This is a genomic window from Bacillus cereus group sp. MYBK220-1, assembly GCF_051916445.1.
GTDB lineage: Bacteria > Bacillota > Bacilli > Bacillales > Bacillaceae_G > Bacillus_A > Bacillus_A cereus.
The window spans coordinates 48,020-71,454 of record NZ_JBQAGQ010000006.1 but is presented as its reverse complement, the minus strand read 5'-3'; the positions used below and the strand labels follow the sequence as shown (position 1 = coordinate 71,454).

Below are 23,435 nucleotides of genomic sequence, written 5' to 3'. Positions count from 1 at the left end.
TGTATATCAGAAAACTTTTTTAATATATACTATTTAGATTCTATCCGCTTTTCTAATGTTTCTTTTTAAAACATAGTGCATAAGTATGAAAAAAATGTTGTTATTAAAATGCGTATCCTTGTTATACATAACAAGGATACGCATCCATATTGCACTATCATTTCAATTCCTAATATTGAGTATACTTAATATACGCTGGGTCATTATATACCCACTGATTTCCACCAAGGTTTAACCAACCATTTTCATTTATATATACTAAATAAGATTCTGGAGAATTTAATTGGCGGATAACTGCAGATGTAGTTGATGGACCACTTCTTAAATTTACATTCATCCCTTGTATATATGCAACCCCAATCGGGCTTCCATCACTATTGCTTGTCTTTACAAAATTAATGTAAGAAAAATCATTATACACCCATTGTCCATTCCCCAAATCTAGCCATCCGTTACTTTCTTGATATACAACGTAAGATTCTGGAGAATTTAATTGACGAATAACTGAGGAAGAAGTTGATGGACCATTTCTTAAATTTACATTTTTCCCAAGAACATAAGCGATTCCCTTCGTTTGAGGTACCGGTTGTGGGTTAGGAGGTTGTGGATTTGGAGTTACTCCAAAAATAGCTGCTATTCCATTTGCATACGCTTGACTTAGATCTTCAATAAATTGTGGATTTTTTAATAAATTTGCATCAAAAGCTGTATCAATAAAAGCAGTCTCAGTTAAAATTGCATCCATTGCGGTTTCTCTTAATACCGCATAATTTTCTTTTTTTGCTCCTCGATCACGAAGACCATATTTTGTTAATACAGGATTGACAGCTGTATGCATTTTTTGTTGCTTTGCATATGCAGTGCTGCTATTGGATAACGCATTATAAATATAACTTTCAAAACCTGTACCCCCGCCGCTATTAATATGAAATGAAATAAAATAATCCGCACTGAAAGCATTAGCAATATTAGCACGTTCAGATAAAGAAATAAACACATCACTATCACGTGTCATTTTAATTGTAATTGGGTAATTTACCGTTAAAATGTCTCGAACGCGTCTAGCAATTTGAAGTGTTAAGTTTTTTTCTACTAAACCATTACCAACAGCACCAGAATCATATCCACCGTGCCCTGCGTCTATAACAAGTTTCATTTTATTGCCCCGCCCCTTTCTTGTAATATGTTTGCATTTCTACTCGTCCTATTTTATGTGAAATGTACAAGTTCTGTTACAATTGCAAATAAAAAAACCGCCTTATGTAAGGCGGTTTCTATCATCTTGCTTTAACCAATTTAAAATAAATATATACGATTGATAGTGAACATAACGTATGCAAAATAAAATAAATAAAAGTGCTATTCCAACACCACTATAAAGTAAACCGAACTTTAAAAAAACATTTATAAGTGGTGGAAAGTTTGTTAGATTTTGTAATGTACTAAGCATACAAAACATAATGAAAAAGACAGGGACGTATTGTAATTCATACGGCTTTTTTTTCTTAATCATTCTTTTCCGAATGATTATATGACATAATTCTGCTACTATAAAGCACCCTCCAATTAATACAAGACCAGAAGTCATCGTCATACATCCACCTGCCTTATATTTATTGTATCGCATAAATAATCATCGTTATATTTTCTTTACATACTCTTCATCTTCTGAAGTAAAACCAAAACTCTCTATGAAAGACTTCGCCTTTTCTGTTAATTTCTCTTGTAGCACTTTTATTTCTTTCACATTTCTTTGTTTCATCATTTCTTCAAATGTAAAATACGTATTTGTACCATAACCGTAACCTTGGTAATCAAAATGAATAATTAGCTGTGATAAAACAGCCCGTTCCTCTTGTACACTATAATCTATTACACCAATATATGTATCATCAACTTTCACACAGTACTGTACCTTTTTCTCACCTAAACTATGCGATTTAAACATTTCTTTAACAACGCTTTCATTTTCTACAGTAACTTTCTCAAACGTAATCATATGTTGTCCATCCTTTTACTATTATTGTATCAATAATACTTCCTATTTATGAAAAAAACCTTAAGACCGTATGCGATCTTAAGGTTTTTCTAATTAAACTAAGCTATACGCACGTTTTGTTTCTTCATGGAACTTATTCGTATCGTATTTATGCTCAACATAAATTTGGTGCCATACCATAAACGCAAGTACAGTCCAAATTTTACGGCTATAATCGCCTTTATCTGCACAATGTGCTTCCAGTAAGTTTAATACATACTGTTTGTCGATTAAATGCTCTGTCTTACTTTCGTTTATAATATTTATAGCCCAATCATGCATTTCGTCTTTTAACCAGTGACGAATTGGTACTGGGAATCCAAGTTTTTTACGATCTAATACGTGATCTGGAACGATTCCGCGTGCTGCTTCACGTAAAATAGCTTTCGTAGTTCCGTTAGCAATCTTAAATTCAGTTGGAATTTTAGATGCAACATCGAATACTTCTTTATCTAAGAACGGTACACGAAGTTCTAATGAGTTTGCCATTGTCATTTTATCAGCTTTTAATAAAATGTCACCGCGTAACCATGTGAACATGTCAATGTACTGCATTTTACTTACATCATCATAATCTTTAATCTCGTTATACAATGGTTTCGTGATATCCATATAGTTAACACTTTCATTGTAATACTTCATTAATTCAGCTTTTTCTTCTTCACGGAAGATTTTAGCATTTCCATAGTAACGCTCTTCAATTGGTGTACATCCACGCTCTAGGAAGCTCTTACCTTTAAATCCTTCTTTAAGAGCACCACTTAATGCTTTTAGAACGCTCTTACCTGGGCTAGGAATGTAAGAGAACATTTTTAGTGAATTTGGCTCACGGTAAATGTTATAACCACCAAATAGCTCGTCTGCGCCTTCACCAGAAAGAACAACTGTTACATGTTTACGTGCTTCTTTCGCAACGAAGTACAATGGTACAGCTGCTGGATCAGCTAAAGGATCATCCATATGCCAAATGATTTTTGGGAACTCATCCATAAATTCTTTCGCTGAAATGAATACGTTATGGTTTTTAACGCCTAATTTCTCAGCAGTTTCTTTCGCAACATCAACTTCACTGAAACCACGTTGCTCAAAACCAACAGAGAATGTTAAAAGATTTGGATTCATTTCTCTTGCGATAGAAGCGATGATAGATGAATCGATACCACCAGATAAGAATGAACCTACTGGTACATCACTACGCATATGCACTTTTACTGAATCATATAACACATCACGAATTGCTTGGATATGCTCCTCTTTCGTTGCACTTGAAGCGTTGAAATAAGGTTTCCAGTAGCGATGGATTTCCATCTCTTTACCGATTTCTTTTACGAAATAATGACCAGGCTCGATTTTATTAACATCAATTGTTAAAGTTTCTGGCTCTGGACCATATTGGTACGTAAAGTAATGTTGTAGTGACGTTGGATTAACGCCTTTATCTTCCATCACATGCATAATACTTTTCTTCTCAGATGCGAAGAATGTAGTATCACCTTGTTGTGCGATGTATAAAGGTTTAATACCGAAGTGGTCACGTGCACCGAAAAGTTTCTTTTCTTCACGATCCCAAATCATAAATGCAAACATACCACGAAGGTAATCTACACATTTTTCTTTCATATGTGCATACAATGCAATGATAACTTCTGTATCAGATTGCGTTGCAAACGTTGCACCTTTTTCAAGTAACATTTCACGTAATTCTACATAGTTGTAAATTTCACCATTAAAAATAATTACATATCGATCATTTTCATAAGTTAGCGGCTGATGTCCTGCCTCTAAGTCAATGATGCTTAAACGGCGGAAGCCAAATTGTACATGTTCATCACGAAAATATCCTTCGTCATCTGGACCACGGTGGAAAATCATCGTGTTCATATTTTCAAATTGATGTTTTTCTGTTTCTGAAAACTCTCTAGGGTTTTCACATAAACATCCTACAAAACCACACATACTTCTTACCCTCTTTCAGTTTTCATTCTGTCTCTATACTACTATATCAACCCTATTTATACTAGCATAATCAACTGAATAAGGCGACCAAAAACTATAAAAAAATCACTCCATTTCACATTTTTAACAATTTTTTATGAAAACATGAAAACTAGGCACTCACCTTTCTCCGCTTTTGTCATATGATATTGCAAATTGATTTCTAGGAGGGAATACCATGAGTGAAGAAAAAAAAGATTCTTCTCGCCCACCGGTTCGTAATTACTTAAAGCAAATTGATGATTTCTTCGAGCAAACACCTCTTCGCAATGTAATCGCTGATTTAAATCATTTTTTCCAAAAAGGAAACCGTTTATTAACATTCCCTGTAGATTTATATGAAGTTGGTGAAGAACTCGTTGTTACAGCTGAACTACCAGGTATACAAAAAGAACAAATCCAAATTGAAATACAAAGTGAATACTTAAAAGTCTCTGTAAAAGAAGAGATACTTGAAGAGGAAGAAGAACAAACATCCCATAACTATTATCGCCGAGAACGTTCCATTTCAGAAGCATCAAGATTGATTAAATTGCCGTATTCAATTAATAAAAAAGCGGCAAAAGCTTCTTATCAAAACGGCGTATTAGAAATTCGGGCGCCGAAACTTCCCCAGCAACATGACATTTTATCGATAGACTAATGCAAAAAAATAAGGGTGCTATGCACCCTTATTTTTAACCCACTAATCGCTTCATATCACGTATAATGTCTTCGTATGGCGTATTACTAATGCCACTATACTTTTTCATTACTTTTCCGTTTTGATCAATTAAATAAAATGATGTACCATGCATGACCTGACCGTTCTCCGGCTTATCTACAAGTGATTGGAAATTATCTTTTGAAAACTTTGTAATATCTTCTAACGAATACCCCGTTAATAAATTCCAGTTACTAGTATCCTCTGTAAACTTTTGAATAAAAGCTTTCAGATTTTCTGGCTTATCGAGGTCTGGATCTACACTAAATGAAACAAACTGAACGTCTAATTTCTCTTCTTTTGCCATCTTTTGAAGCTTGGCCATATTTGCAGTCATTGGTGGACAAACTGTCTGACAATTTGTGAACATAAAATCTGCAACCCAAACTTTCCCTTTTAAATCTTTTGTACCAAATTGCTTTCCATCTTGATTTGTAAATTGGAAGGTTTCTAAATCCCAATTTAATGGTTTACGAAGCTTTGAACCTGATTCACTACATCCAGCAAGTACAAAGAGACAAAATACAACCATAAGACCAATTATTTTTTGATAACGCTTCATTTATAAACCTCTTTTCTCTATCCTAAATTTAAATAGGTTATGTTTATAATAACAAAAGTTAACACTACGAGAAAATTGTTTACTACATTTGTTCACGAAATCGTACGAATTTACGTATGTTACTTCTTTATTTCAAGCGAATTACTAGACAAAATATATTTTTTTACTATTATTTCTATAAATAAAAGTGATAAAACTAATTTTATTGTTACTTTTGTAAATACCTCTCCCTATTTTTTAACAATTCCTTAAACATTAATCCATGTTTTACACTGTATTCCTTAACAACATTTCGGTACAATACAAATACAACGATTTTAAATGAGGTGATGTTCATGGCAAAGCGCTATGAAAATATGGATAATGTTAGTACAAAAAAATCAATTCGCTCTTTTTTACGCTGGCGTAAAGAACGAAAGCAAAACAAAAAAGATTTTTCTTTCTTAGTAGAACAATCACCCGTTAAACAAAGTGCATTTTTGCAAAGTAATGTTGAAAAAACGACTATCACATGGATTGGGCATTCCACTTTTCTTATCCAAACGAATGGACTTAATATATTAACAGATCCAGTATGGGCTAATAAATTAAAGCTAGTTCCAAGACTTACAGAACCTGGACTCTCTATAGAAGCACTACCTAAAATTGATATTGTCCTTATTTCACATGGTCATTATGATCATTTAGATTTTTCAACTCTTCGTCAGTTGAATGATGATGTTCTATATCTTGTACCTATTGGATTAAAAAAATTATTTACTCGTAAGAAATTTAAACATGTAGAAGAGTATAAATGGTGGGAAAGTACGATAATTAACGAAGTTTCTTTTCACTTCGTACCTGCTCAGCACTGGACGAGAAGATTCTTATTTGATATGAATACGTCTCACTGGGGTGGATGGATTATTGATAATGAAACGACTATGGAAACCATATATTTTTGTGGTGACAGTGGCTATTTCCAAGGTTTCAAAGAAATTGGTGAACGCTTTTTAATTGATATTGCTCTTATGCCCATTGGCGCTTATGAACCAGAATGGTTTATGAAAGTATCTCATGTTTCACCTGAAGAGGCCGTGCAAGCTTATTTAGACTTAAACGCTACGCATTTTATACCAATGCATTACGGAGCTTTTGCACTCGCCGATGAAACACCTCGTGAAGCAATAACTAGACTTCGAAATAATTGGAATTTGCGCATGTTACCGTGGGAACAACTGCATGTACTCTTTTTAGGTCAAACTTTTATTTATAGTAACGCAACAAATAATAAGCAAATAAACGAAAAAATTGAAACTTTACATGTGTAACGTAATGACTGATTTTCTATATCCAACATATAATATAGAAAATCCTATAGTGAAAATTTAATTAGTGGGTTTTCTTCATCCCCACTGATTATTTGCCTTCACCAATCAAGCTTTTACGGGCAGCCCGCTACCTAACCTCTTTGCTCCAGCTAAATTTGAGGTAGAGAGTTTTACTGTCCGCAAATAGCGGGATAAAGGGTGTTTTCTATGAATGAATATTTACAGACTCGCTATATCATTAGCGGTAGTGCCTGTGTAGCTCTTCTTATTTCTTACTTTCTATTTACATAAAAAAGCTACTTGAAATATATTTTCAAGTAGCTTTTTTATTACTCTGCTAAATACATAAATCCGATTGCGCCCGGACCTGTATGAGTACTAATAATAGGCGTTGTATAGAAAATTTCTGATTGAGCAAATCCACTCACTTTTTCAACCGCCGCTTTCATACTTTCAGCTAAAGGAATTGCTTTCGCATGCGGAATTGCAACAGCTTTTACGACTTTTCCAGCCGTATCTTGCTCAAATAACTTAGCTAATGTTTTTACAATTTGGCCTTGGCTACGAACTTTCGTTACAGGATTATAAACACCGTCTTCAAGACTAGCAATTGGCTTTATATTAAGTAGCGAACCGATAAACGCTTTTCCTTTACCGATACGTCCACCCTTCACTAAGTTTTCTAATGTATCCACCACTACATATAAACGAGTATTCTTTCTTACTTCATCTACACGTTTTAAAATTTCTTCTAGTGAGCGTCCGTCATTTGCCATTTTTGCAGCTTCAATTACTTGATATGCTAAAGCATGTGTAATAAATTGAGAATCAACAACTGTTACTTTTGTATCAGTCATTGATGCAGCGCTATTTGCAGTTGCTACAGTACCGCTCATTCCACTTGTCATATGGATAGAAAGGACTTCGCTTCCATCTTCCCCTAGCTTGTCATACATTTCTACAAATGTACCCATAGCTGGTTGTGATGTTTTTGGTAATTCCTCTGATTTAATCATTTCTTCAATAAATTCGTCAGGTTGTAAATCAACGCGATCTAAATATGTTTGTCCATTTACAGAGATTGATAATGGTAAAACATGAATGTCATACTTTTCGATTACGTCTTGTGATAAATCTGCCGTTGAATCTGTTACAATTTTAATTTTTTGCATACTATACTTCTTCCCTTTCCAATACGCTCTCCTTGTTATTATACTAGTATTCCCATTGCTTTCAACAATTTGGAACGAAATTTCATCAAATTAATTATATTTTCATATCTAAAATGAAAAAGACAGAGTTTACTAACCCTGTCCGTACTTCGTATCATGCATTTTTTTCAAGGGTATTTGTTTTATATACATTTAAATAATCATTCCACTTCAAACAATTTTGTAAATATTCACGGAAAGAATACGAAAATCTTGGGTGTTTTTGTTTTTGAATTTTTGCAATAAATAATTGAAGACGAGACTGAATTAGAAACGATAATGGATGCTGTGCCTGTAGGACAGGGATTTCAAATATTTTAATGCAATCCCCTGTTGAATGAGTGAAATAAAAACTTTTCGTAATCACAATATCAATCCTCTTTTTCATTGGATTTTTGAACTTCCTCTACTTTGCGCTGTAACACGTTGTTTAAAGTGGAGTAAAATCAGACTTATATGATTTCTGTAGTCCTTATGGCTAGAAGATTTATACTCTATTCATCTCCACCTAATTCACCTTCCCGTTCTAAATATCTCTGAGACGGGAATCTCATTATCCATCAATTGTTTAATACATTTAGTATAAGCTTATAAAAGCGCAAAGTTTGTCTAAATTTTGGAGATTCTATAATTTTTTTCTTCTATATATTGTATACGTTTATAGCTATAGTATAACAAATAAATAAAAAAGTGCCTTTATAACGAGGCACTTTTCGACTGCATTTCTTCTCTTTTCTTTTTCCTCTTACTAACAACCTTTGATAACGCAATACTTACTTCATAAATACAAATAAGCGGCACTGCAACTAAACTATGAGATAAAAAGTCTGGCGGTGATATACAAGATGCAATGATAATTAATGCTACGTAAGCATACCTTCTTATTTTTATTAAAAATTCCGCCGTAAGTATTCCAATACTAGTTAAAAACATTACAACGACTGGCAATTCAAAAATCACAGCAAATGGAACTGTTAAATTAAGTACAAAATGAAAATACTTTTCTGTCGTAAACATCGTATTAAACATTTCATTACCTATCGTAGTTAAAAAGTGAAATAGAAACGGCATTACAATAAAGTATCCAAAACATAAACCTGCGATAAATAATATAGACAATACCGGTATATACATTATTGTCATCTTTTGTTCATTTGGATGTAAACCCGGTTTTACAAATAACCAAATTTGTATAGCAGCAAAAGGAATTGTACAAACGATAGCAAATACTGTAGCAATCGAGAAAAAAATCCACAATACATCACTTGGACCGAGAACAGTTAATTTCATTGGTAAATCTTTTACAAGCCAAAAATAAATATCCTTTGTAAAAGTAAATCCAATAATTAAAAATAGTACAAAGGATAACACCGTATATATTACTCTTTTTCGAAGCTCAACAATATGTTCTACTACGCTCATTTCCCGATTTTCCATCTCGTTCACCACACTTTATTTATCCATTACAAGGAAAATACACTACATTTTTTCTTTCTTTTCCTTTTCTTGAAATGCGTCATCTGTCAATTCTTTCGTTGATTTTTTAAACTCTTTTAACGTTTCCCCTAAAGCCTTCCCGATTTCCGGCAATTTTTTAGGTCCAAATAAAATGAGTACTGCTACTAAAATTAAAATTAACCCTGGAAAGCCAATATTTGAAAACATTTCCCCATCCCCTTTATTAGTAGTTTCCTTGTCCTACTATTACATAATTTTATTTTGTCAAAAAAGTTTGAAAACGTCAACAAATCCATTGTCTTTTGTCAAAAAAATTCAAAAATATAATCAATTATACAAATTTCATTTTCTATTGCTCTTGTGTATGATATGGTAAGGGAAATGACATATTATTTTATGATAGTAGAAAGGATTTGCATTATGACTGAAAAAATGACACGAATGACCCAATTTGTAAAAGAAGAAATTGCAAATGCAATTACACATGGTATCGGTGCCATTTTAAGCATCCCTGCCTTAATCATATTGATTATTCATGCTTCTAAGCACGGTACCGCATCAGCCGTAGTTGCATTTACTGTTTATGGTGTAAGTATGTTCTTACTGTACTTGTTTTCAACATTGCTACATAGCATTCATCATCCTAAAGTAGAAAAAATATTTACTATTTTAGATCATTCAGCCATTTACTTATTGATTGCTGGCACGTATACTCCTTTTCTACTTATTACACTTCGTGGCCCATTAGGATGGACGTTGCTTGCTATAATATGGACACTAGCAATCGGAGGTATCGTCTTCAAAATTTTCTTTGTACGTCGCTTTATAAAGGCTTCAACTTTATGTTACATCATTATGGGATGGCTCATAATCGTTGCTATTAAACCACTTTATGAAAATCTAACTGGACATGGTTTTTCACTACTTTTAGCAGGTGGAATTTTATATTCTGTTGGAGCTATATTCTTCCTTTGGGAAAAGCTACCTTTCAACCATGCCATATGGCACCTGTTCGTTTTAGGTGGTAGTGCGATGATGTTCTTCTGTGTACTCTTTTATGTCTTACCTACAGCATAATAAAAAAGGATTCAGCTTACGATAAGCTGAATCCTTTTTTATTACTTATGTAATTGTGAGGCAATAACTTCCTGTGTATGCTTCGTTAATTCTTTAATATCCATATTCGCATAATCTTCAGGTGTAATCGGCTTAGAAATTGTTACTGTTGCATGAGCTGGCTTCATACGATTTCCATTCGCTTCAAACATCTTATATGTACCATCTAATGTTACAGGTAAAATTGCTACACCTGACTTTACTGCCAGATGAAAACTACCAGCCTTAAACTCTCCAACTTCGCCACCCTTACTTCTCGTTCCTTCAGGGAAAATTACGATAGAATGTCCATTCTTTAATAGTTCAATTCCATCTTTAATCGCTTGAAGAGATTGACGACGATCGCTACGATCCATAAATACACAATTCATCAGTTCCATCCAAGTTGGTACAACTGGGAACTTTTTAATCTCTGCTTTTGAAACGAATCCAATTGGTTTATTTAAGTAACCTAGTAAAACAGGGATATCCATATTACTTTGGTGATTACTTACAACTAGTACTGGCTTGTCTTTCGGAACATTTTCAAGTCCTTTCACTTCTACTGCCCCTCCAGCTACACGTACCATTTTCTTACCAAACCAATTTGTCGTTTTATACACAGCATTGTCTTTTTCTTTTGGCGCCATCGTATTTACTTGTCTTTTAAGACGCCACATTCTCGGTGTAATCGCAATTACGATTAAAATTAAATAAAAGATTTTAAAAAACGTTTGAATCATACAGAACCCCCACCTATTATCATTCCGACCTTCATTATACTAGACAAACGAAGGAAAAAGAAGAAAAAAAGTCCAAACAGCAAGTGTTCGGACTTTTTAAGCATTCTATATTAGAAACGTTTTGCTAATTCACGAGCATTAGCAATTGCTGCTTCTTTAATTTCTTGTGCTTTTTCAGGGTTTGCATTCATACCTTCAACTGCAATATATTCAGTATCATTTACACCGACAAATCCTAATACAGTCTTTAAGTGATTGCGACCGAAGTCTACAGCTGCGTATGCTCCTTCAGAATATACGCCACCTGTTGCTTGAATGTGAAGCGCTTTTTTACCTTCTAATAAGCCGACTGGACCATTTTCAGTATATTTGAATGTTTTACCTGCGATTGCTACGTTATCTAAGTATGCTTTTACTACTGGTGGATAGCTAAAGTTCCACATTGGAGTTACGAATACATAACGATCTGCATTCATAAATGTTTCTAAGTTTGTGTTCATTGCTGCTACTTTTTGTTGTTGAACTTCAGTTAAAGCTTCAAAGCCTTCACCTGCTGCAAATTTACCCCAAGCAGCAAATACATCTGCATCAATTGCTGGTACTGTAGTGTTGAATAAATCAATTGTTACAACTTCGTCTTGTGGATGTTCGTTTTTATAAGCTTCGATGAAAGCTTCCCCTACTGCCATTCCGAAAGAACCTTCTGCTGAATTTGGATTTGCTGTGATAAATAGTACTTTTGTCATTGTATTCTCTCCCTTTTTTCTCTTTATCTTTAATTCAAGATTTATTTTTCAAAAGTTAATAACTTACCTTATGTAAGTATAATACAAAAAGTTTTAATCAATGTCAATAAAAAATAGCTACTTTTTTTTCGTAAGTTAATGATTTACTTTGTTTCCTTAAAATTTAGTATACGGATATTACAAACTCTTTCATATAAATAGGCTACCTCTACAACTTATAGAGATAGCCTACTATTACATATTATTTTTGAAATACATGTTTTACTTTTTCAGCTGGAATATTACTTCCGCCTCTACCTTTTACATCTTCAATCATCATTGTAATGACCATATCTGGGGAATTTAAATCAAATGCAGCGAACCAACCTAGTTCTTTTCCTTCGGCCTCTTTTGATACTTTTAATTCCGCTGTACCTGTTTTTCCAGCAAGAGTCATGCCATCAATTTTAGCAATTTTCCCTGTACCATCTGGATCATTAATTACTTTCGTCATTGCAGTTTTTAATATATCCTGATTTCCTTTAGAAATTACATTTTCTTTCCAAGCTTTTGGTTGTTTATCTGTTTTAATAATATACGGTGACGGAATCGTTCCATCATTTACAATTGGCGCATACGTTAAAGCTAAATGAAGAGGAGTCATTAATACTTGTCCTTGTCCATATCCCGTATCTGCCATTTGAATATCATTTTTAATGCCGTCATTTGCAATTTTAGAAGCAGGGAATCCATATTCAATTGGTAGTTTCTCATCGAATCCGAATTTTTTTGCTTCACTCATAAACTTGTCTTTTCCGATTTTCAAAGCTTCTTGTGCGAAGTAAATATTATCCGAGTATTTCATCGCCTTATCAAGATCAATCGGATTTGCATCTTTCACACGCGTTACATAGTAATTACCCCAAGAAGAATCTTTTGTCCATTTTAATCCTTCAATTTTCAACTCTTCTTTTGGATCAATCGTTTTCGTTTCAAGACCAATTGCAGCTGTAATAGGTTTAAATACAGAACCTGGTACCGACAATTGTGTAAAGCGATTTGTCATTGGTTTTTTCGGATCATTATTCCAAGCTTCGCGTTGTGCCTTCGATGTCCCTCGTGCAATTATATTAGGATCATATGCTGGACTACTTACTAGTGCAATTGTTTCTCCACTTTTCGGATTAATTGCTGCACTTGAACCAGCTTCACCCTTCATTTCATTATACGTTTTTTCTTGAACAGCACTATCAATAGTTAAAGTTACATTTTCTCCATCAACAGCATCTGTTTTTGCCAAGTTTTTAATTTCTTTTCCTTGCGCATCTTCTACAAAGACACGGCCACCTTTTTTACCGCGTAACTTTTCCTCTAATACTTGCTCTAAACCAGCTTTACCAACTGGGTCATCAGCTTGATAGCCTTTCTTTTGTAGCGTTTTTAAATCTTCAGCATTTACCTTTCCAATATAACCAGTCAGATGAGCTGCCGCTTCCCCTAACGGATATGTACGAACATTTACAGGTTTTGTTGAAACACCTGGTAAATCAATGTACGTATTTTGTGTTGCCCCTTCAGGCAAAATTCCAATTGGTACGAGATACCCTGGTTTTACCCATTTAGCAGCTAATTTTTGATCAATTTCTTCTACAGACATATTTAATAACTTCGCTACTGTTTCTTTCGTTTGCGGAGCAGTATCGCCTAACTTTTCAGGAATCAATCCGATTTCAGAAGCTTTCCCATTCGTTGCAAGACCTTTTCCATTACGATCGTATATTTCACCACGTTTTGGCTGTGTTGTCTGCATACGCACTTTACTATCTTTCGTCATGCCTGGGAAAATAAAATCAGGAGTCCAATCTATTTTCCAAGATTCTTTATCTCCATCTTTTTCTTTCACCATTTTTGCTTCATGACCAAATGTAATTTTACCACCAACTGTATCCATGCTTACTTTAAAAGGAACAGGACCTTCATCTTTTTTATCTTCTTTTACTTCCCCTGTTTCTACCTTTAAGTCTTTCACTTCGATACCAGAATAAATTTTTTCATATTTCTCAGTAAACTCTTTCTTTGAAATATCTTTTTTTGCATTTTTTGATAGTTGATCATACATATCTGCAAATTTTTGTTTATTCCACGCTTTTACATATGTATCAAACGCTTCTTGTGGTTTTTCTTCTTTACCACATCCAACTAACATGAATGCTAAGCAAAGAAAAAGAATCCCCCATATCTTTCTCAATCGATTCTCCTCCTCTTTCTATATTAGTACTTTTGAAAATTTTAGCATTTTTACATGCTACCTATCATTATAGCACTATCGAATCTCATCTATAAACTTATATTAGTGAATATAAATAAAAAGATTGATGCGAATTCTCACATCAATCTTTTTTATTATTGTTGTTTCTCATATACATGGTAATAATACGTATACGGGTTTTTTTCATCCGTTAAACCTTTTTCTACAAAAATCTCTTTCCAATTTGTCATATCTATTTCTGGGAAGAATGTATCTCCTTCAAATGCATGATGGATTTTTGTTATATATAACTTGTCTACATAAGGTAAAAAGAGATCGTAAATTTGCGCTCCACCAAAAATAAAAATCTCTTCTTCATTTTTACATAGTTCGAACACTTCTTCTACAGAATGAACAACTTCACAGCCTTCAACATGATACCCTTCATTACGAGTTACAATAATATTACGTCTTCCAGGCAGTGGTCTACCAATCGCTTCATAGTTCTTTCTTCCCATAATAAGCGGGTGACCCATCGTTGTTTTCTTCACGTATTGTAATTCACTCGGTAAACGCCAAGGTAAATTATTATCTTTACCAATTACTCTATTTTCGTCCATAGCGACCATAAATGAAACAATCATTTTTTCATCTCCTCTACAATTATACTGCAACCGGTGCTTTAATTGCTGGATGCGGATCGTATCCTTCAATCGTTAAATCTTCCATTTCAAAATCGAAAACAGATTTCACATCTGGATTTAATGTAAGTTTCGGGAATGGACGTGGTTCACGTGCCAATTGCTTTTCTACTTGTTCAAAATGATTTGTATAAATGTGTGCATCACCAATTGTATGAACAAATTCTCCCACTTCAAGTCCGCATTCATGTGCAATTAAATGTGTTAGTAGTGAGTAACTTGCAATGTTAAATGGAATTCCAAGGAATATGTCACCACTTCTTTGATATAACTGACAAGAAAGCTTTCCATCTGCTACATAAAACTGGAATAGCGTATGACAAGGCGGTAAGGCCATACTTGGTACATCTTCTGGATTCCAAGCAGAAACGATTAAACGACGTGAGTCTGGTGTTTTTTTAATCATTTCAATTACATCTTTTAATTGATCAAGTGTCTCACCAGCTGTCGTTTTCCAAGCACGCCACTGTTTACCGTAAACGTCTCCTAAATAACCATATTTATTTGAGAACTCATCATCTTCTAAAACGTTCTTTTTAAACAATTCCATTTGCTCGTCGTACTGTACTTTAAATTCTTCATCTTGTTGTGAGCGAAGACCAAAATCAGTCATGTCAGGACCAGTATACTCATCACTTTCTACCCAGCTCTTAAAAGCCCATTCATTCCAAATGTTATTATTATGCTGCAATAAATAGCGAATATTTGTATCACCTTTCATAAACCAAAGCAGTTCACTTGCTACAAGGCGAAACGGTACTCTCTTTGTTGTTAATAAAGGAAAACCTTTACTTAGATCAAAACGCATTTGATATCCAAATACAGATACAGTGCCTGTCCCTGTACGGTCTTCTTTCTTCGTACCATGTTCCATTACATGGCGGCATAAATTTAAGTATTCATTTTCAGCATGTTTCATATGTAGGAAAACCTTCTTTCAATCGTATATGCAATTTATCATAACATGAAAAATGATAAATTTAATAATCCTAATTAATAAAATTTCTTGCGCTAATTCTTACAAAATTATTAACTTTCCGAATATAAAAAGGTTTTCATTTTCTATTACCGAAAGTATAGTGCGGTAGAACAAAATTTATATTTGGAGGTTAGAAGTATGTCTAAAATTGAAACGCCTGTTATGACTTCTTTACAAACAACGGTTGAAAAAATGATGAAGGATTTAAATGTTCCTGGTGCTGCTGTCGCTGTTATAAAAGACGGTGAAGTTATTATTTCAGAAGGTTTTGGCTATCGTAATATAGAAACAAAAGAGGCTGTTACACCGAATACTCGATTCGCAATCGGTTCCTCAACGAAAGCATTTGGCACACTTTCATTAAGCTTGTTAGCACAGCAAAAAAAGTTTAATTGGGATACCCCTATCCAGTCTTATATACCTAACTTTACTTTATCTGAACTACTTGCTAGCTCACAAGTTACAGGACGGGATTTAGCTTCTCATCGAACTGGAGTGAGTCGTCATGAGGCTCTTTGGTACAGTTCTTCCTTATCTCGAAAAGATCTCGTTGAAAAAATAAAACATTTACCACTTGATGCACCGTTCCGAACTGCATTTCTATATAACAACTTAATGTATGCAACAATTAGCTACATTGTTGAAAACATTACAAATCAAACGTGGGAGCAATACACTACAGAACATATTTTAGAACCTTTAAATATGAGACATACAAACTTCTCTGTTAACGATTCACAAACTACAGATGATTATGCTTTACCTTACATTGAAAATGACGGTGAAATAAAAGCAGTTCCATTCCGTAACATCGATACAGTTGGCGCTGCTGGGTGTATTAATTCCACAATTGAAGATATGGCAAATTGGGTACTTCTCCACTTAAATGAAGGAAAATTTGGAGATCATGAATTAATCTCCTCTGAATTATTACAACAAATGTATACACCACACAATTCAATTCCAGACCAACCGGTTTTATCACTCCCTGAATCTCCATTAAATAGTTACGGTCTTGGTTGGTTTATTAGCGCTTATCGTGGTAAAAAAGTGATTCATCATGGCGGTAATATCGATGGATTTTCAGCGCTTGTTTCATTCATACCAACAGAAAACATAGGCCTTGTCATTTTAACGAATGCTGGAGGAACATTACTTCCTACTTATCTCGCTAATCAAATTTATGACGAACTACTTGAATTAGAATCCATTGATTGGCATAAACGTGCTGTAGAAGATACTAAAAAAATGAAGGAAATGATGAAAGAAGCAACTGAATCCCTCCCTGAACAAATTAAAGGGACTACACCTTCGCACAAGTTAGAGGATTATACTGGTACTTTTGAACATCCTGCATACGGAACATTACAAGTATACAAACGAGATGATTCGTTATATGCACAATTTATGGAAATGGATATTCAATTAGGGCATCATCATTACGACATCTTCTCTGCAAAAGTTGACTTATTCCAAATGAAAATGAGCTTATTATTCGCTTATGAAATGAATGTAAGTGGTGAATTCCCATCCCTTCAGTTACATGTACCAGCTACATTAAGTACTCAGCCGCTTACATTTAAGAAAATTAAATAAGTATTTTGATGGTAAAAAATAAAGGTAGGTGCGAATCACACCTACCTTTTCTATTTCATATCAATCTTATCTGGTTGAAACCAAATTGGCTTCGATAACTCAAAGTTATTATGATCCTCTAAAACTATAGTAAGACGCTCTAACATATCCTCTAACATATGCGGTGCTGCTCGTAATGTCCAGACAACTGAGGAGAAAACTGTCATACCAACGTACACTGTGTATAATTTCCAGAACTCCTCTGGTATTTTCCTATTAAAGTATCCTTCTATTTGTCCGATTGAATACGGAATACTAATGTCCCTTGCAAACAGTGCAATTTTCACAAAATCATGAAGTGGGTCGCCCCAGTCGTAGCCATTAAAATCAACAACACCTACATATTTTCCATCCCGTACAATTATATTTTCTAAATGAAAATCATCGTGTTGAAATCGATTTGGGCGGTTCTTTAAAGATATTTCATTTTCTTCAATAAACTTTATGATTTTATCATCATTTTTTATGTTTATTCCACATGTTTTATATGCCTCTAAATATTTACTATGTTTTTTCATTGCTCTTTCATACCATGGAAGTATATTATTAGGAGCTTCATATGTATGCATTTTTGCTAAATCTTTTCCTGCCTCTATACCAATATCATATTGTTCTTTTGGTGAATACGTAGGCAATAGCTTCTTCGCATCCTCCCCTTCTAAATATGAAAAAATGCCATAGCATAAACCTTCTTCTGCCAACAAACCCATTTCAATTGGTTTTTGTGCTTGCACACTACGATTTTGCATTTCATTTAAAATTTGAAACTCTATTTTCTTTCTTTCATACTCTTTTATATCGCCTGTCCGCAATAAATATTTTTCATTATTCGTACTCGTAATTATATATTTCTTATCAGGCGAAAAACCTTTAGAAATTTCTTTAATATCCACTGCATCTTTTACTATTTGTATATTATTTTGCCATGCTGTAATTATCTTCATATCTATTCCCCTTACATTTCTGCATTTGGTGTATAGGCAACTTCTACAATAAATCCATTCGGATCGTAAAAATCAATCGTATAATAACCTTCCGAATAATGATTCATTTCAATTGGACCACGTATTACCTTCACTTTCGTACTAGAAAGAAAATCTGCTACTTCATCAACTACTTCTCTATGAATAGCTTGATAACAAATATGTCTAGGCCCTAACGTCCTTACAATTTCCTCATCTACTTCTTTAAAGTATATTTCACTTTCTCCTGTGCTATATGCTACTTCATTTAACTTTCTCCACCCAATTATGGAAAACAACTTATTATAAAAAGAAATGGATTCCTCTAAATTTGCTACCCAAAATTCAATATGATGAATGCCTGCTCGCAGTGTATTCATATTAAGAATACGCTCCTTGTACTACTTGCACAATTTCCATCGGCTTATGAACCATGTAATCTGGTGCATCTTTTTTCACTGTTTCAATAACATCATATCCCCAAGATACCCAAATTACGTTCACTCCAGCCTTTTTACACGCTGCTACGTCTCGCTGTTCATCACCGACATATAACATATCTTTCTCTGTTATTTTTTTTGATTTCAAAAATCTTTTTATCATTTTATCTTTACCAAACAAATTTTTAGAACAATACACTTCTTGAATATTTTCGATACCATTCTTGTGTAAAAACGCCCGAATATGCTCTTCTGAGTTCGATGATATGACTGCAATTCCGTAGCCTTTTTTATGTAGTTCATCTAATACTTCTTTCATCCCATGGAACAAAACGAGATTTTTTATAGCAGGCTGATATAATTTATAAAATTCCAACGCTAATATCGGTAGTTTATACAGTGGTACATTAAGTTGTTTACATCTCTCTGGCATCGTTAATTTACGTAAATGTTCAATTTCGTCTTCCTTTACTGCTTTATACCCATGTTTTTCAGCAAGTTGATTATAAATCGGTACAAATATATTTTGTGAATCTACTAATGTGCCATCAAAGTCAAAAACAATATATTTTTGCATTCCCATACTCCCTTTGCTTCTTTTTTCTAAACCTATGTTATTCAACAACATAGTTGTCTGTCCCTTCTATAAAAATAAAAAAGAACAAGATTTTCTCTTGTTCTTTTTAAGACAACCATTTCGGTGGTACATTCGTATTCCAATAAATATTTCCTAACTCATGATGTCCAGAGTATCCATCATCAAAACGGTGGTAATGGAAATTAAAATAATAACCATCTTGCGGTGGATGATCTCTTCTTACATGGAAACGCAATAAATCATTTCCAGATTTCGTATCGTAGACGTGAAAAATCTTCTCATTATTTCCACCAGCTGGTTTTTGAGAAATCGCTAATGATTGTAGTGAATCTTCTGGTACATCACTAGCAAGCTCAGCAATTGCCTCTTCAATTTTCGGTAATATTACATCTTTAAACTCATCTTCAATTACTGGACCAATTTTAGTACCAAACTTTTGCATCGACTGCTTCTCTGCTTCTTGCATTGCATAAGTAATAAAAGTATCGGTGGTTAACCTGTCATTCGTTTCTTCATATGTATAGGACGTGCTCTCCAAACTTTGTTGCCCAGCTGTGCTCGTAGGCTTGTCCGCAGCTTTGGCATTATCAAGTAATATGGAAGGAGGCGTCACTAAACCAAATGTAAACACGGTAATTAATGCGACTAAGGTTTTTCTAAACCAATTTGGCATTTATGTTCCCTCCCCTTTCACTCATTATTTTTTATATAACGGTGGTTTCTTCTATTATACAAAATGATTGTAATTTTTGCACTTTACATTTTTGTTAACGTTCACATATTTTTCACTTGAATATGAAATTGTAAGATTTCATACAATAAAAATACAACAACAATAAGGAGGCGATCAGATGACTTTAGATGTCATGTATTCCGCCGCAAGTATACTCGTTTTAGTATATTTTATTTATCAATGTGTTACAGACTAGAAAAAGAGCCGTCAATGGCTCTTTTTTAATGGTACAAATACAATCCATACAATTAATAAAATAAAAACAACGCTGCCTACCACAGCTGGCAATAAATAAAACTGTGAAAGTATAACTATTCCATATAAAAGTATTGCTGGTAGTAATAAATAACGATCTGCCTTCCATCTTAACAATAGTAATTTCCCTTCATCACAATATAAACGAAGAAACATCTTATTCGTAAATTCATTCCAATAATCACGTGCATAGCGAGAAATTGCAACTACAGCAAATACGAGAACAATAGCTGCAATCCACCTTGGAGTCATAATTATACTTGCAGTACTGATACATACAATTTGAATATAAAATATTCGTGCAGTACTTGTACGGAAAAATTCTTTCAAAAAAGATTCGACAATACGAGAATCAGCTTTTTTCCCTAAAAGTCTTTTAGAGCGCGGAAACATCCACGGTTTTTTATTCGAACTACTCGGTTTAGCCGCATGACCACCAACTTGCATAATTCCGCTCGTCCAGCGCATGCTTTCCTCCTTTTCTTTCTCGATTTCTTTAAAAAAGAACTTTTTATAATTCATTTTCTCTTTTACTAATACACTACTTAAGAAAATTACTAGACCGATAAATAAAATTGAATACAACGGATTTTTATAAATAAAAAATAAACTAATTCCAAAAAAGGACACGCTCATAGAAAATACTACATTTTTTACAATCCATAAAATCCATCGTTTCCCCACATGTACATGAACAAATCTCGTTAACAACGACAACATAAATCGAAATATAGTAAAGAATACCCAAAATAATAGGACTTGTATCTCTGTTACTTCGATACTTTTCATCAACACCGGTAACATAATAACGACTACTATTATATTCGTTATCGCTATTCGAACAACTGTGTACATCATGCCATACTGGACTAATTTTCGCATATGTGTTGCATACGAAATTAAAAATAAACTATCCGCTTGCTCAAAAAATGAACGAACTCCTCTTGGATATGTTACTAAATAAAATGCGAGTAATCCTAATCCGAAATAAATCGTCTCTTCCGTTGATAATTCATTTATCCATAGCGATCGATAATAGATTCCCATAAATATAAGTGCTGGAATAATAATATATAATGCGACTGTCCAATCTGTTACCGAATATATAGACTTCCATTTCCGCTGGAGTTCATGGCGTAATCTCTTATAAAATTGTTGTTTAATCATGTTGTTCACGCCTTACAATTACATCAAAGCAGTCTAATAATGAACTACCCGGCATTTCCGCTAATATTTGAATAGATTCTAAATGTCCATCTGCGACTAATGTACCTTGTGAAATGAGTAAAAATCTTTCACAAATTTTTTCAGCAGTATCTAATACGTGCGTACAAAGTAAAATTCCTGCCCCGCGCTCTTTTTCTTTATATAAATAATTTAAAAACTCTTTCGTAGCTACTGGATCTAAACCGATAAAAGGTTCGTCAATGATATAAAAATCTGGCTCAGTTAAAAACGCCAATATTAGCATCGATTTTTGTTTCATGCCTTTTGAAAACTTTGATAAATACTCATGTTTATGCTTATTCATTCGAAAAGTATGTAATAATTGTTCCGCTCGTTCTTCCAAACTTCCCATTTCACTTCCACGAGCTGCCATTAATAATTCAATATGTTCCCAGAGCGTCAAGTAATCATAGTATGTTGGATGTTCTGGTACGTATGCATACGGATTTTTCTTTTCACCGAATGATATTTCACCGTCCATATTTACAAGTAATCCGAGTATCGTTTTAATCGTCGTACTCTTCCCAGCACCATTTGCTCCAATAAGAGCAACTAGTTCACCTTTTTCGATAGAAAAAGCTATATCATGAATTATTTTTTCGCCTATTTCATATCCAGCTGAGCGGATATTTACTTTTAACATGCATTCCCCTTCTTTCCATTTCTAATACAATCAAGGAAAAGAATAACATATAGCTATCTATATATCATTATAAAATATTTATTTTCATAGCAGGAAAAAACATTTTTTAACAGAATATTAAATGTTTGATTACATTTTATTGGAGTGGATAATATGTCTTTTCAAATTCGTGAAGCAACGATAGATGATATAGACGCACTTTGTTCTTTAACGAAAGAATTAAAAGGTTCCTCTATTTCCTATGAAGATATGAACAACCGATTACAATTCGTACAAATGAGTCCGTTTGATTTTTTATATGTTTACGAGGAAAAAGAAGCTATATTTGGATTACTTGGATTTCGTATACGTGAAAATTTAGAAGATGTAACACGTTATGGAGAGATTTCAATTATTAGCGTTGATTCTAACATACGACGGAAAGGCATTGGACAAGTTTTGATGGATTATGCCGAGCAATTAGCAAAGAAACATAATTGCATTGGCACATGGCTAGTTAGTGGAACAAAAAGAGTAGAAGCTCATCCTTTTTACAAAAAATTAGGATATGAAGTAAATGGCTACCGATTTGTAAAATATTTTTAAACTACTTTATAAAGTGAAGGGACTATAACTATGACAAACATTAAAGCAATTTTCATTGATCGTGACGGTACAATTGGTGGTGACACTACAATACATTATCCAGGATCTTTTACATTATTTCCATTCACAAAAACATCCTTGCAAAAACTAAAAGCTAAAAATATAAAAATTTTCTCTTTCACAAATCAACCCGGTATCGCAGATGGAATAGCAACTGTAGCCGATTTTGTACAAGAATTAGAAGGCTTCGGTTTTGATGATATTTATGTATGTCCTCATAAACACGGTGATGGTTGTGAATGCCGTAAACCAAGTACAGGCATGCTGCTTAAAGCAGCAAAAAAACATGGACTTAATTTAACACAATGTGCTGTAGTTGGTGATCGTTGGACTGATATTGTTGCAGGAGCAAAAGTAAATGCGACTACGATTCTAGTCCGAACAGGCGCTGGGTATGATGCTTTGCATACGTACCGAGACAAATGGGCACATATTGAACCAAACTACATTGCAGATAACTTTGAAGATGCAACAAACTGGGTTTTAAATCAACTATAATACAAATGAAAATTTTGATTCACCCGAAATA

26 protein-coding genes are annotated in these 23,435 nt (G+C 33.8%); 6 read left to right on the top strand and 20 right to left on the bottom strand.

Translation table 11 applies throughout. The features are described 5' to 3' along the window. Nucleotides 1-169 precede the first annotated feature (169 nt). From ACTFRU_RS22080 to asnB, 4 genes are all read right to left on the bottom strand, one after another. Nucleotides 170-1,156, bottom strand: coding sequence for an N-acetylmuramoyl-L-alanine amidase (locus ACTFRU_RS22080; protein ID WP_016122426.1), 987 nt, complete (start codon nucleotides 1,154-1,156; stop codon nucleotides 170-172). A gap of 102 nt (nucleotides 1,157-1,258) precedes the next feature. Beyond that, nucleotides 1,259-1,588 (bottom strand): hypothetical protein, encoded by a 330-nt coding sequence (locus ACTFRU_RS22075; protein WP_440037883.1) that lies wholly within the window; start codon nucleotides 1,586-1,588, stop codon nucleotides 1,259-1,261. Nucleotides 1,589-1,639: 51 nt separating this feature from the next. Continuing rightward, nucleotides 1,640-1,999: a GNAT family N-acetyltransferase gene (locus tag ACTFRU_RS22070; RefSeq protein WP_000627523.1), complete on the bottom strand. Its 360-nt coding sequence runs from the start codon at nucleotides 1,997-1,999 to the stop codon at nucleotides 1,640-1,642. Between the two features lie 93 nt (nucleotides 2,000-2,092). Beyond that, nucleotides 2,093-3,994: an asparagine synthase (glutamine-hydrolyzing) gene (asnB, locus tag ACTFRU_RS22065; protein WP_000333816.1), complete on the bottom strand. Its 1,902-nt coding sequence runs from the start codon at nucleotides 3,992-3,994 to the stop codon at nucleotides 2,093-2,095. Nucleotides 3,995-4,211: 217 nt separating this feature from the next. Here asnB and ACTFRU_RS22060 point away from each other — a divergent pair, with 217 nt between their 5' ends. Beyond that, nucleotides 4,212-4,676 (top strand): Hsp20/alpha crystallin family protein, encoded by a 465-nt coding sequence (locus ACTFRU_RS22060; RefSeq protein WP_001288085.1) that lies wholly within the window; start codon nucleotides 4,212-4,214, stop codon nucleotides 4,674-4,676. Nucleotides 4,677-4,710: 34 nt separating this feature from the next. Here the strand turns inward: ACTFRU_RS22060 and ACTFRU_RS22055 are convergent, their stop codons facing one another. Beyond that, nucleotides 4,711-5,298, bottom strand: a complete 588-nt coding sequence (locus ACTFRU_RS22055) for an SCO family protein (protein ID WP_000833335.1) — start codon at nucleotides 5,296-5,298, stop codon at nucleotides 4,711-4,713. A gap of 335 nt (nucleotides 5,299-5,633) precedes the next feature. Here ACTFRU_RS22055 and ACTFRU_RS22050 point away from each other — a divergent pair, with 335 nt between their 5' ends. Further along, nucleotides 5,634-6,608 (top strand): MBL fold metallo-hydrolase, encoded by a 975-nt coding sequence (locus ACTFRU_RS22050; protein ID WP_001129630.1) that lies wholly within the window; start codon nucleotides 5,634-5,636, stop codon nucleotides 6,606-6,608. 329 nt (nucleotides 6,609-6,937) lie between these two features. Here the strand turns inward: ACTFRU_RS22050 and ACTFRU_RS22045 are convergent, their stop codons facing one another. From ACTFRU_RS22045 to ACTFRU_RS22030, 4 genes are all read right to left on the bottom strand, one after another. Further along, nucleotides 6,938-7,780: a DegV family protein gene (locus ACTFRU_RS22045; RefSeq protein WP_001169470.1), complete on the bottom strand. Its 843-nt coding sequence runs from the start codon at nucleotides 7,778-7,780 to the stop codon at nucleotides 6,938-6,940. A gap of 154 nt (nucleotides 7,781-7,934) precedes the next feature. Next, a complete protein-coding gene (locus ACTFRU_RS22040; protein WP_000629012.1) occupies nucleotides 7,935-8,186 on the bottom strand; it encodes a DUF2535 family protein in 252 nt (83 codons plus the stop codon). Between the two features lie 329 nt (nucleotides 8,187-8,515). Further along, nucleotides 8,516-9,256, bottom strand: a complete 741-nt coding sequence (tatC, locus tag ACTFRU_RS22035; RefSeq protein ID WP_000431523.1) for a twin-arginine translocase subunit TatC — start codon at nucleotides 9,254-9,256, stop codon at nucleotides 8,516-8,518. Between the two features lie 42 nt (nucleotides 9,257-9,298). Then, the gene (locus ACTFRU_RS22030) at nucleotides 9,299-9,484 is read right to left on the bottom strand and encodes a twin-arginine translocase TatA/TatE family subunit (RefSeq protein WP_000492443.1); all 186 of its coding nucleotides are present in this window, start codon (nucleotides 9,482-9,484) and stop codon (nucleotides 9,299-9,301) included. A gap of 213 nt (nucleotides 9,485-9,697) precedes the next feature. Between ACTFRU_RS22030 and trhA the strand changes: the two genes are divergently transcribed. Continuing rightward, nucleotides 9,698-10,354 (top strand): PAQR family membrane homeostasis protein TrhA, encoded by a 657-nt coding sequence (gene trhA, locus ACTFRU_RS22025; RefSeq protein WP_000136889.1) that lies wholly within the window; start codon nucleotides 9,698-9,700, stop codon nucleotides 10,352-10,354. Nucleotides 10,355-10,395: 41 nt separating this feature from the next. Here trhA and ACTFRU_RS22020 read toward each other — a convergent pair whose 3' ends face one another. The 5 genes from ACTFRU_RS22020 to ACTFRU_RS22000 form a co-directional block, all read right to left on the bottom strand. Then, nucleotides 10,396-11,115: a lysophospholipid acyltransferase family protein gene (locus tag ACTFRU_RS22020; RefSeq protein ID WP_000616577.1), complete on the bottom strand. Its 720-nt coding sequence runs from the start codon at nucleotides 11,113-11,115 to the stop codon at nucleotides 10,396-10,398. Between the two features lie 110 nt (nucleotides 11,116-11,225). Beyond that, complete coding sequence (locus ACTFRU_RS22015) at nucleotides 11,226-11,861, bottom strand: FMN-dependent NADH-azoreductase (protein WP_000170025.1); 636 nt, start codon at nucleotides 11,859-11,861, stop codon at nucleotides 11,226-11,228. Nucleotides 11,862-12,102: 241 nt separating this feature from the next. Further along, entirely contained in the window at nucleotides 12,103-14,088 is a 1,986-nt protein-coding gene (gene pbpC / locus ACTFRU_RS22010; RefSeq protein WP_086389039.1) for a penicillin-binding protein 3, read from the bottom strand. A 155-nt stretch (nucleotides 14,089-14,243) separates the two neighbouring features. Then, entirely contained in the window at nucleotides 14,244-14,732 is a 489-nt protein-coding gene (locus ACTFRU_RS22005; RefSeq protein WP_000637205.1) for a dihydrofolate reductase, read from the bottom strand. A gap of 19 nt (nucleotides 14,733-14,751) precedes the next feature. Then, nucleotides 14,752-15,708: a thymidylate synthase gene (locus ACTFRU_RS22000; RefSeq protein WP_000679609.1), complete on the bottom strand. Its 957-nt coding sequence runs from the start codon at nucleotides 15,706-15,708 to the stop codon at nucleotides 14,752-14,754. 198 nt (nucleotides 15,709-15,906) lie between these two features. Between ACTFRU_RS22000 and ACTFRU_RS21995 the strand changes: the two genes are divergently transcribed. Beyond that, nucleotides 15,907-17,364, top strand: coding sequence for a serine hydrolase (locus ACTFRU_RS21995; protein ID WP_114555965.1), 1,458 nt, complete (start codon nucleotides 15,907-15,909; stop codon nucleotides 17,362-17,364). Between the two features lie 50 nt (nucleotides 17,365-17,414). Here ACTFRU_RS21995 and ACTFRU_RS21990 read toward each other — a convergent pair whose 3' ends face one another. The 6 genes from ACTFRU_RS21990 to ACTFRU_RS21965 form a co-directional block, all read right to left on the bottom strand. Next, nucleotides 17,415-18,347 carry an aminoglycoside phosphotransferase family protein gene (locus ACTFRU_RS21990; RefSeq protein ID WP_000692085.1) on the bottom strand — a complete coding sequence of 311 codons (933 nt, stop codon included), beginning with the start codon at nucleotides 18,345-18,347 and terminating at the stop codon, nucleotides 17,415-17,417. A gap of 11 nt (nucleotides 18,348-18,358) precedes the next feature. Further along, the gene (locus tag ACTFRU_RS21985) at nucleotides 18,359-18,745 is read right to left on the bottom strand and encodes a VOC family protein (RefSeq protein WP_001094668.1); all 387 of its coding nucleotides are present in this window, start codon (nucleotides 18,743-18,745) and stop codon (nucleotides 18,359-18,361) included. Nucleotide 18,746: 1 nt separating this feature from the next. After that, nucleotides 18,747-19,382 carry an HAD family hydrolase gene (locus ACTFRU_RS21980; protein ID WP_025687389.1) on the bottom strand — a complete coding sequence of 212 codons (636 nt, stop codon included), beginning with the start codon at nucleotides 19,380-19,382 and terminating at the stop codon, nucleotides 18,747-18,749. Nucleotides 19,383-19,488: 106 nt separating this feature from the next. Further along, complete coding sequence (locus tag ACTFRU_RS21975) at nucleotides 19,489-20,076, bottom strand: YpjP family protein (RefSeq protein WP_001134421.1); 588 nt, start codon at nucleotides 20,074-20,076, stop codon at nucleotides 19,489-19,491. 267 nt (nucleotides 20,077-20,343) lie between these two features. After that, nucleotides 20,344-21,558 (bottom strand): ABC transporter permease, encoded by a 1,215-nt coding sequence (locus tag ACTFRU_RS21970; protein WP_102956374.1) that lies wholly within the window; start codon nucleotides 21,556-21,558, stop codon nucleotides 20,344-20,346. Further along, nucleotides 21,551-22,261 (bottom strand): ABC transporter ATP-binding protein, encoded by a 711-nt coding sequence (locus ACTFRU_RS21965; protein ID WP_440037864.1) that lies wholly within the window; start codon nucleotides 22,259-22,261, stop codon nucleotides 21,551-21,553. Before ACTFRU_RS21965 ends, ACTFRU_RS21970 begins: the two co-directional genes overlap by 8 nt. Before the next feature lie 153 nt (nucleotides 22,262-22,414). On the opposite strand from ACTFRU_RS21965, the gene ACTFRU_RS21960 reads away from it, so the two are divergent. Both ACTFRU_RS21960 and ACTFRU_RS21955 read left to right on the top strand, forming a co-directional pair. Further along, entirely contained in the window at nucleotides 22,415-22,846 is a 432-nt protein-coding gene (locus tag ACTFRU_RS21960) for a GNAT family N-acetyltransferase (protein WP_016122419.1), read from the top strand. 30 nt (nucleotides 22,847-22,876) lie between these two features. Further along, the gene (locus ACTFRU_RS21955) at nucleotides 22,877-23,404 is read left to right on the top strand and encodes an HAD-IIIA family hydrolase (RefSeq protein WP_000181785.1); all 528 of its coding nucleotides are present in this window, start codon (nucleotides 22,877-22,879) and stop codon (nucleotides 23,402-23,404) included. The last annotated feature ends 31 nt before the right edge of the window (nucleotides 23,405-23,435 follow it).

Coding starts and splice junctions, on each gene's coding strand:
- ACTFRU_RS22080 (WP_016122426.1), bottom strand. CDS start 1,156: ATGAAACTTGTTATAGACGCAGGGCACGGTGGATATGATTCTGGTGCT.
- ACTFRU_RS22075 (WP_440037883.1), bottom strand. CDS start 1,588: ATGACTTCTGGTCTTGTATTAATTGGAGGGTGCTTTATAGTAGCAGAA.
- ACTFRU_RS22070 (WP_000627523.1), bottom strand. CDS start 1,999: ATGATTACGTTTGAGAAAGTTACTGTAGAAAATGAAAGCGTTGTTAAA.
- asnB (WP_000333816.1), bottom strand. CDS start 3,994: ATGTGTGGTTTTGTAGGATGTTTATGTGAAAACCCTAGAGAGTTTTCA.
- ACTFRU_RS22060 (WP_001288085.1), top strand. CDS start 4,212: ATGAGTGAAGAAAAAAAAGATTCTTCTCGCCCACCGGTTCGTAATTAC.
- ACTFRU_RS22055 (WP_000833335.1), bottom strand. CDS start 5,298: ATGAAGCGTTATCAAAAAATAATTGGTCTTATGGTTGTATTTTGTCTC.
- ACTFRU_RS22050 (WP_001129630.1), top strand. CDS start 5,634: ATGGCAAAGCGCTATGAAAATATGGATAATGTTAGTACAAAAAAATCA.
- ACTFRU_RS22045 (WP_001169470.1), bottom strand. CDS start 7,780: ATGCAAAAAATTAAAATTGTAACAGATTCAACGGCAGATTTATCACAA.
- tatC (WP_000431523.1), bottom strand. CDS start 9,256: ATGGAAAATCGGGAAATGAGCGTAGTAGAACATATTGTTGAGCTTCGA.
- ACTFRU_RS22030 (WP_000492443.1), bottom strand. CDS start 9,484: ATGTTTTCAAATATTGGCTTTCCAGGGTTAATTTTAATTTTAGTAGCA.
- trhA (WP_000136889.1), top strand. CDS start 9,698: ATGACTGAAAAAATGACACGAATGACCCAATTTGTAAAAGAAGAAATT.
- ACTFRU_RS22020 (WP_000616577.1), bottom strand. CDS start 11,115: ATGATTCAAACGTTTTTTAAAATCTTTTATTTAATTTTAATCGTAATT.
- ACTFRU_RS22015 (WP_000170025.1), bottom strand. CDS start 11,861: ATGACAAAAGTACTATTTATCACAGCAAATCCAAATTCAGCAGAAGGT.
- ACTFRU_RS22005 (WP_000637205.1), bottom strand. CDS start 14,732: ATGATTGTTTCATTTATGGTCGCTATGGACGAAAATAGAGTAATTGGT.
- ACTFRU_RS22000 (WP_000679609.1), bottom strand. CDS start 15,708: ATGAAACATGCTGAAAATGAATACTTAAATTTATGCCGCCATGTAATG.
- ACTFRU_RS21995 (WP_114555965.1), top strand. CDS start 15,907: ATGTCTAAAATTGAAACGCCTGTTATGACTTCTTTACAAACAACGGTT.
- ACTFRU_RS21990 (WP_000692085.1), bottom strand. CDS start 18,347: ATGAAGATAATTACAGCATGGCAAAATAATATACAAATAGTAAAAGAT.
- ACTFRU_RS21985 (WP_001094668.1), bottom strand. CDS start 18,745: ATGAATACACTGCGAGCAGGCATTCATCATATTGAATTTTGGGTAGCA.
- ACTFRU_RS21980 (WP_025687389.1), bottom strand. CDS start 19,382: ATGCAAAAATATATTGTTTTTGACTTTGATGGCACATTAGTAGATTCA.
- ACTFRU_RS21975 (WP_001134421.1), bottom strand. CDS start 20,076: ATGCCAAATTGGTTTAGAAAAACCTTAGTCGCATTAATTACCGTGTTT.
- ACTFRU_RS21970 (WP_102956374.1), bottom strand. CDS start 21,558: ATGATTAAACAACAATTTTATAAGAGATTACGCCATGAACTCCAGCGG.
- ACTFRU_RS21965 (WP_440037864.1), bottom strand. CDS start 22,261: ATGTTAAAAGTAAATATCCGCTCAGCTGGATATGAAATAGGCGAAAAA.
- ACTFRU_RS21960 (WP_016122419.1), top strand. CDS start 22,415: ATGTCTTTTCAAATTCGTGAAGCAACGATAGATGATATAGACGCACTT.
- ACTFRU_RS21955 (WP_000181785.1), top strand. CDS start 22,877: ATGACAAACATTAAAGCAATTTTCATTGATCGTGACGGTACAATTGGT.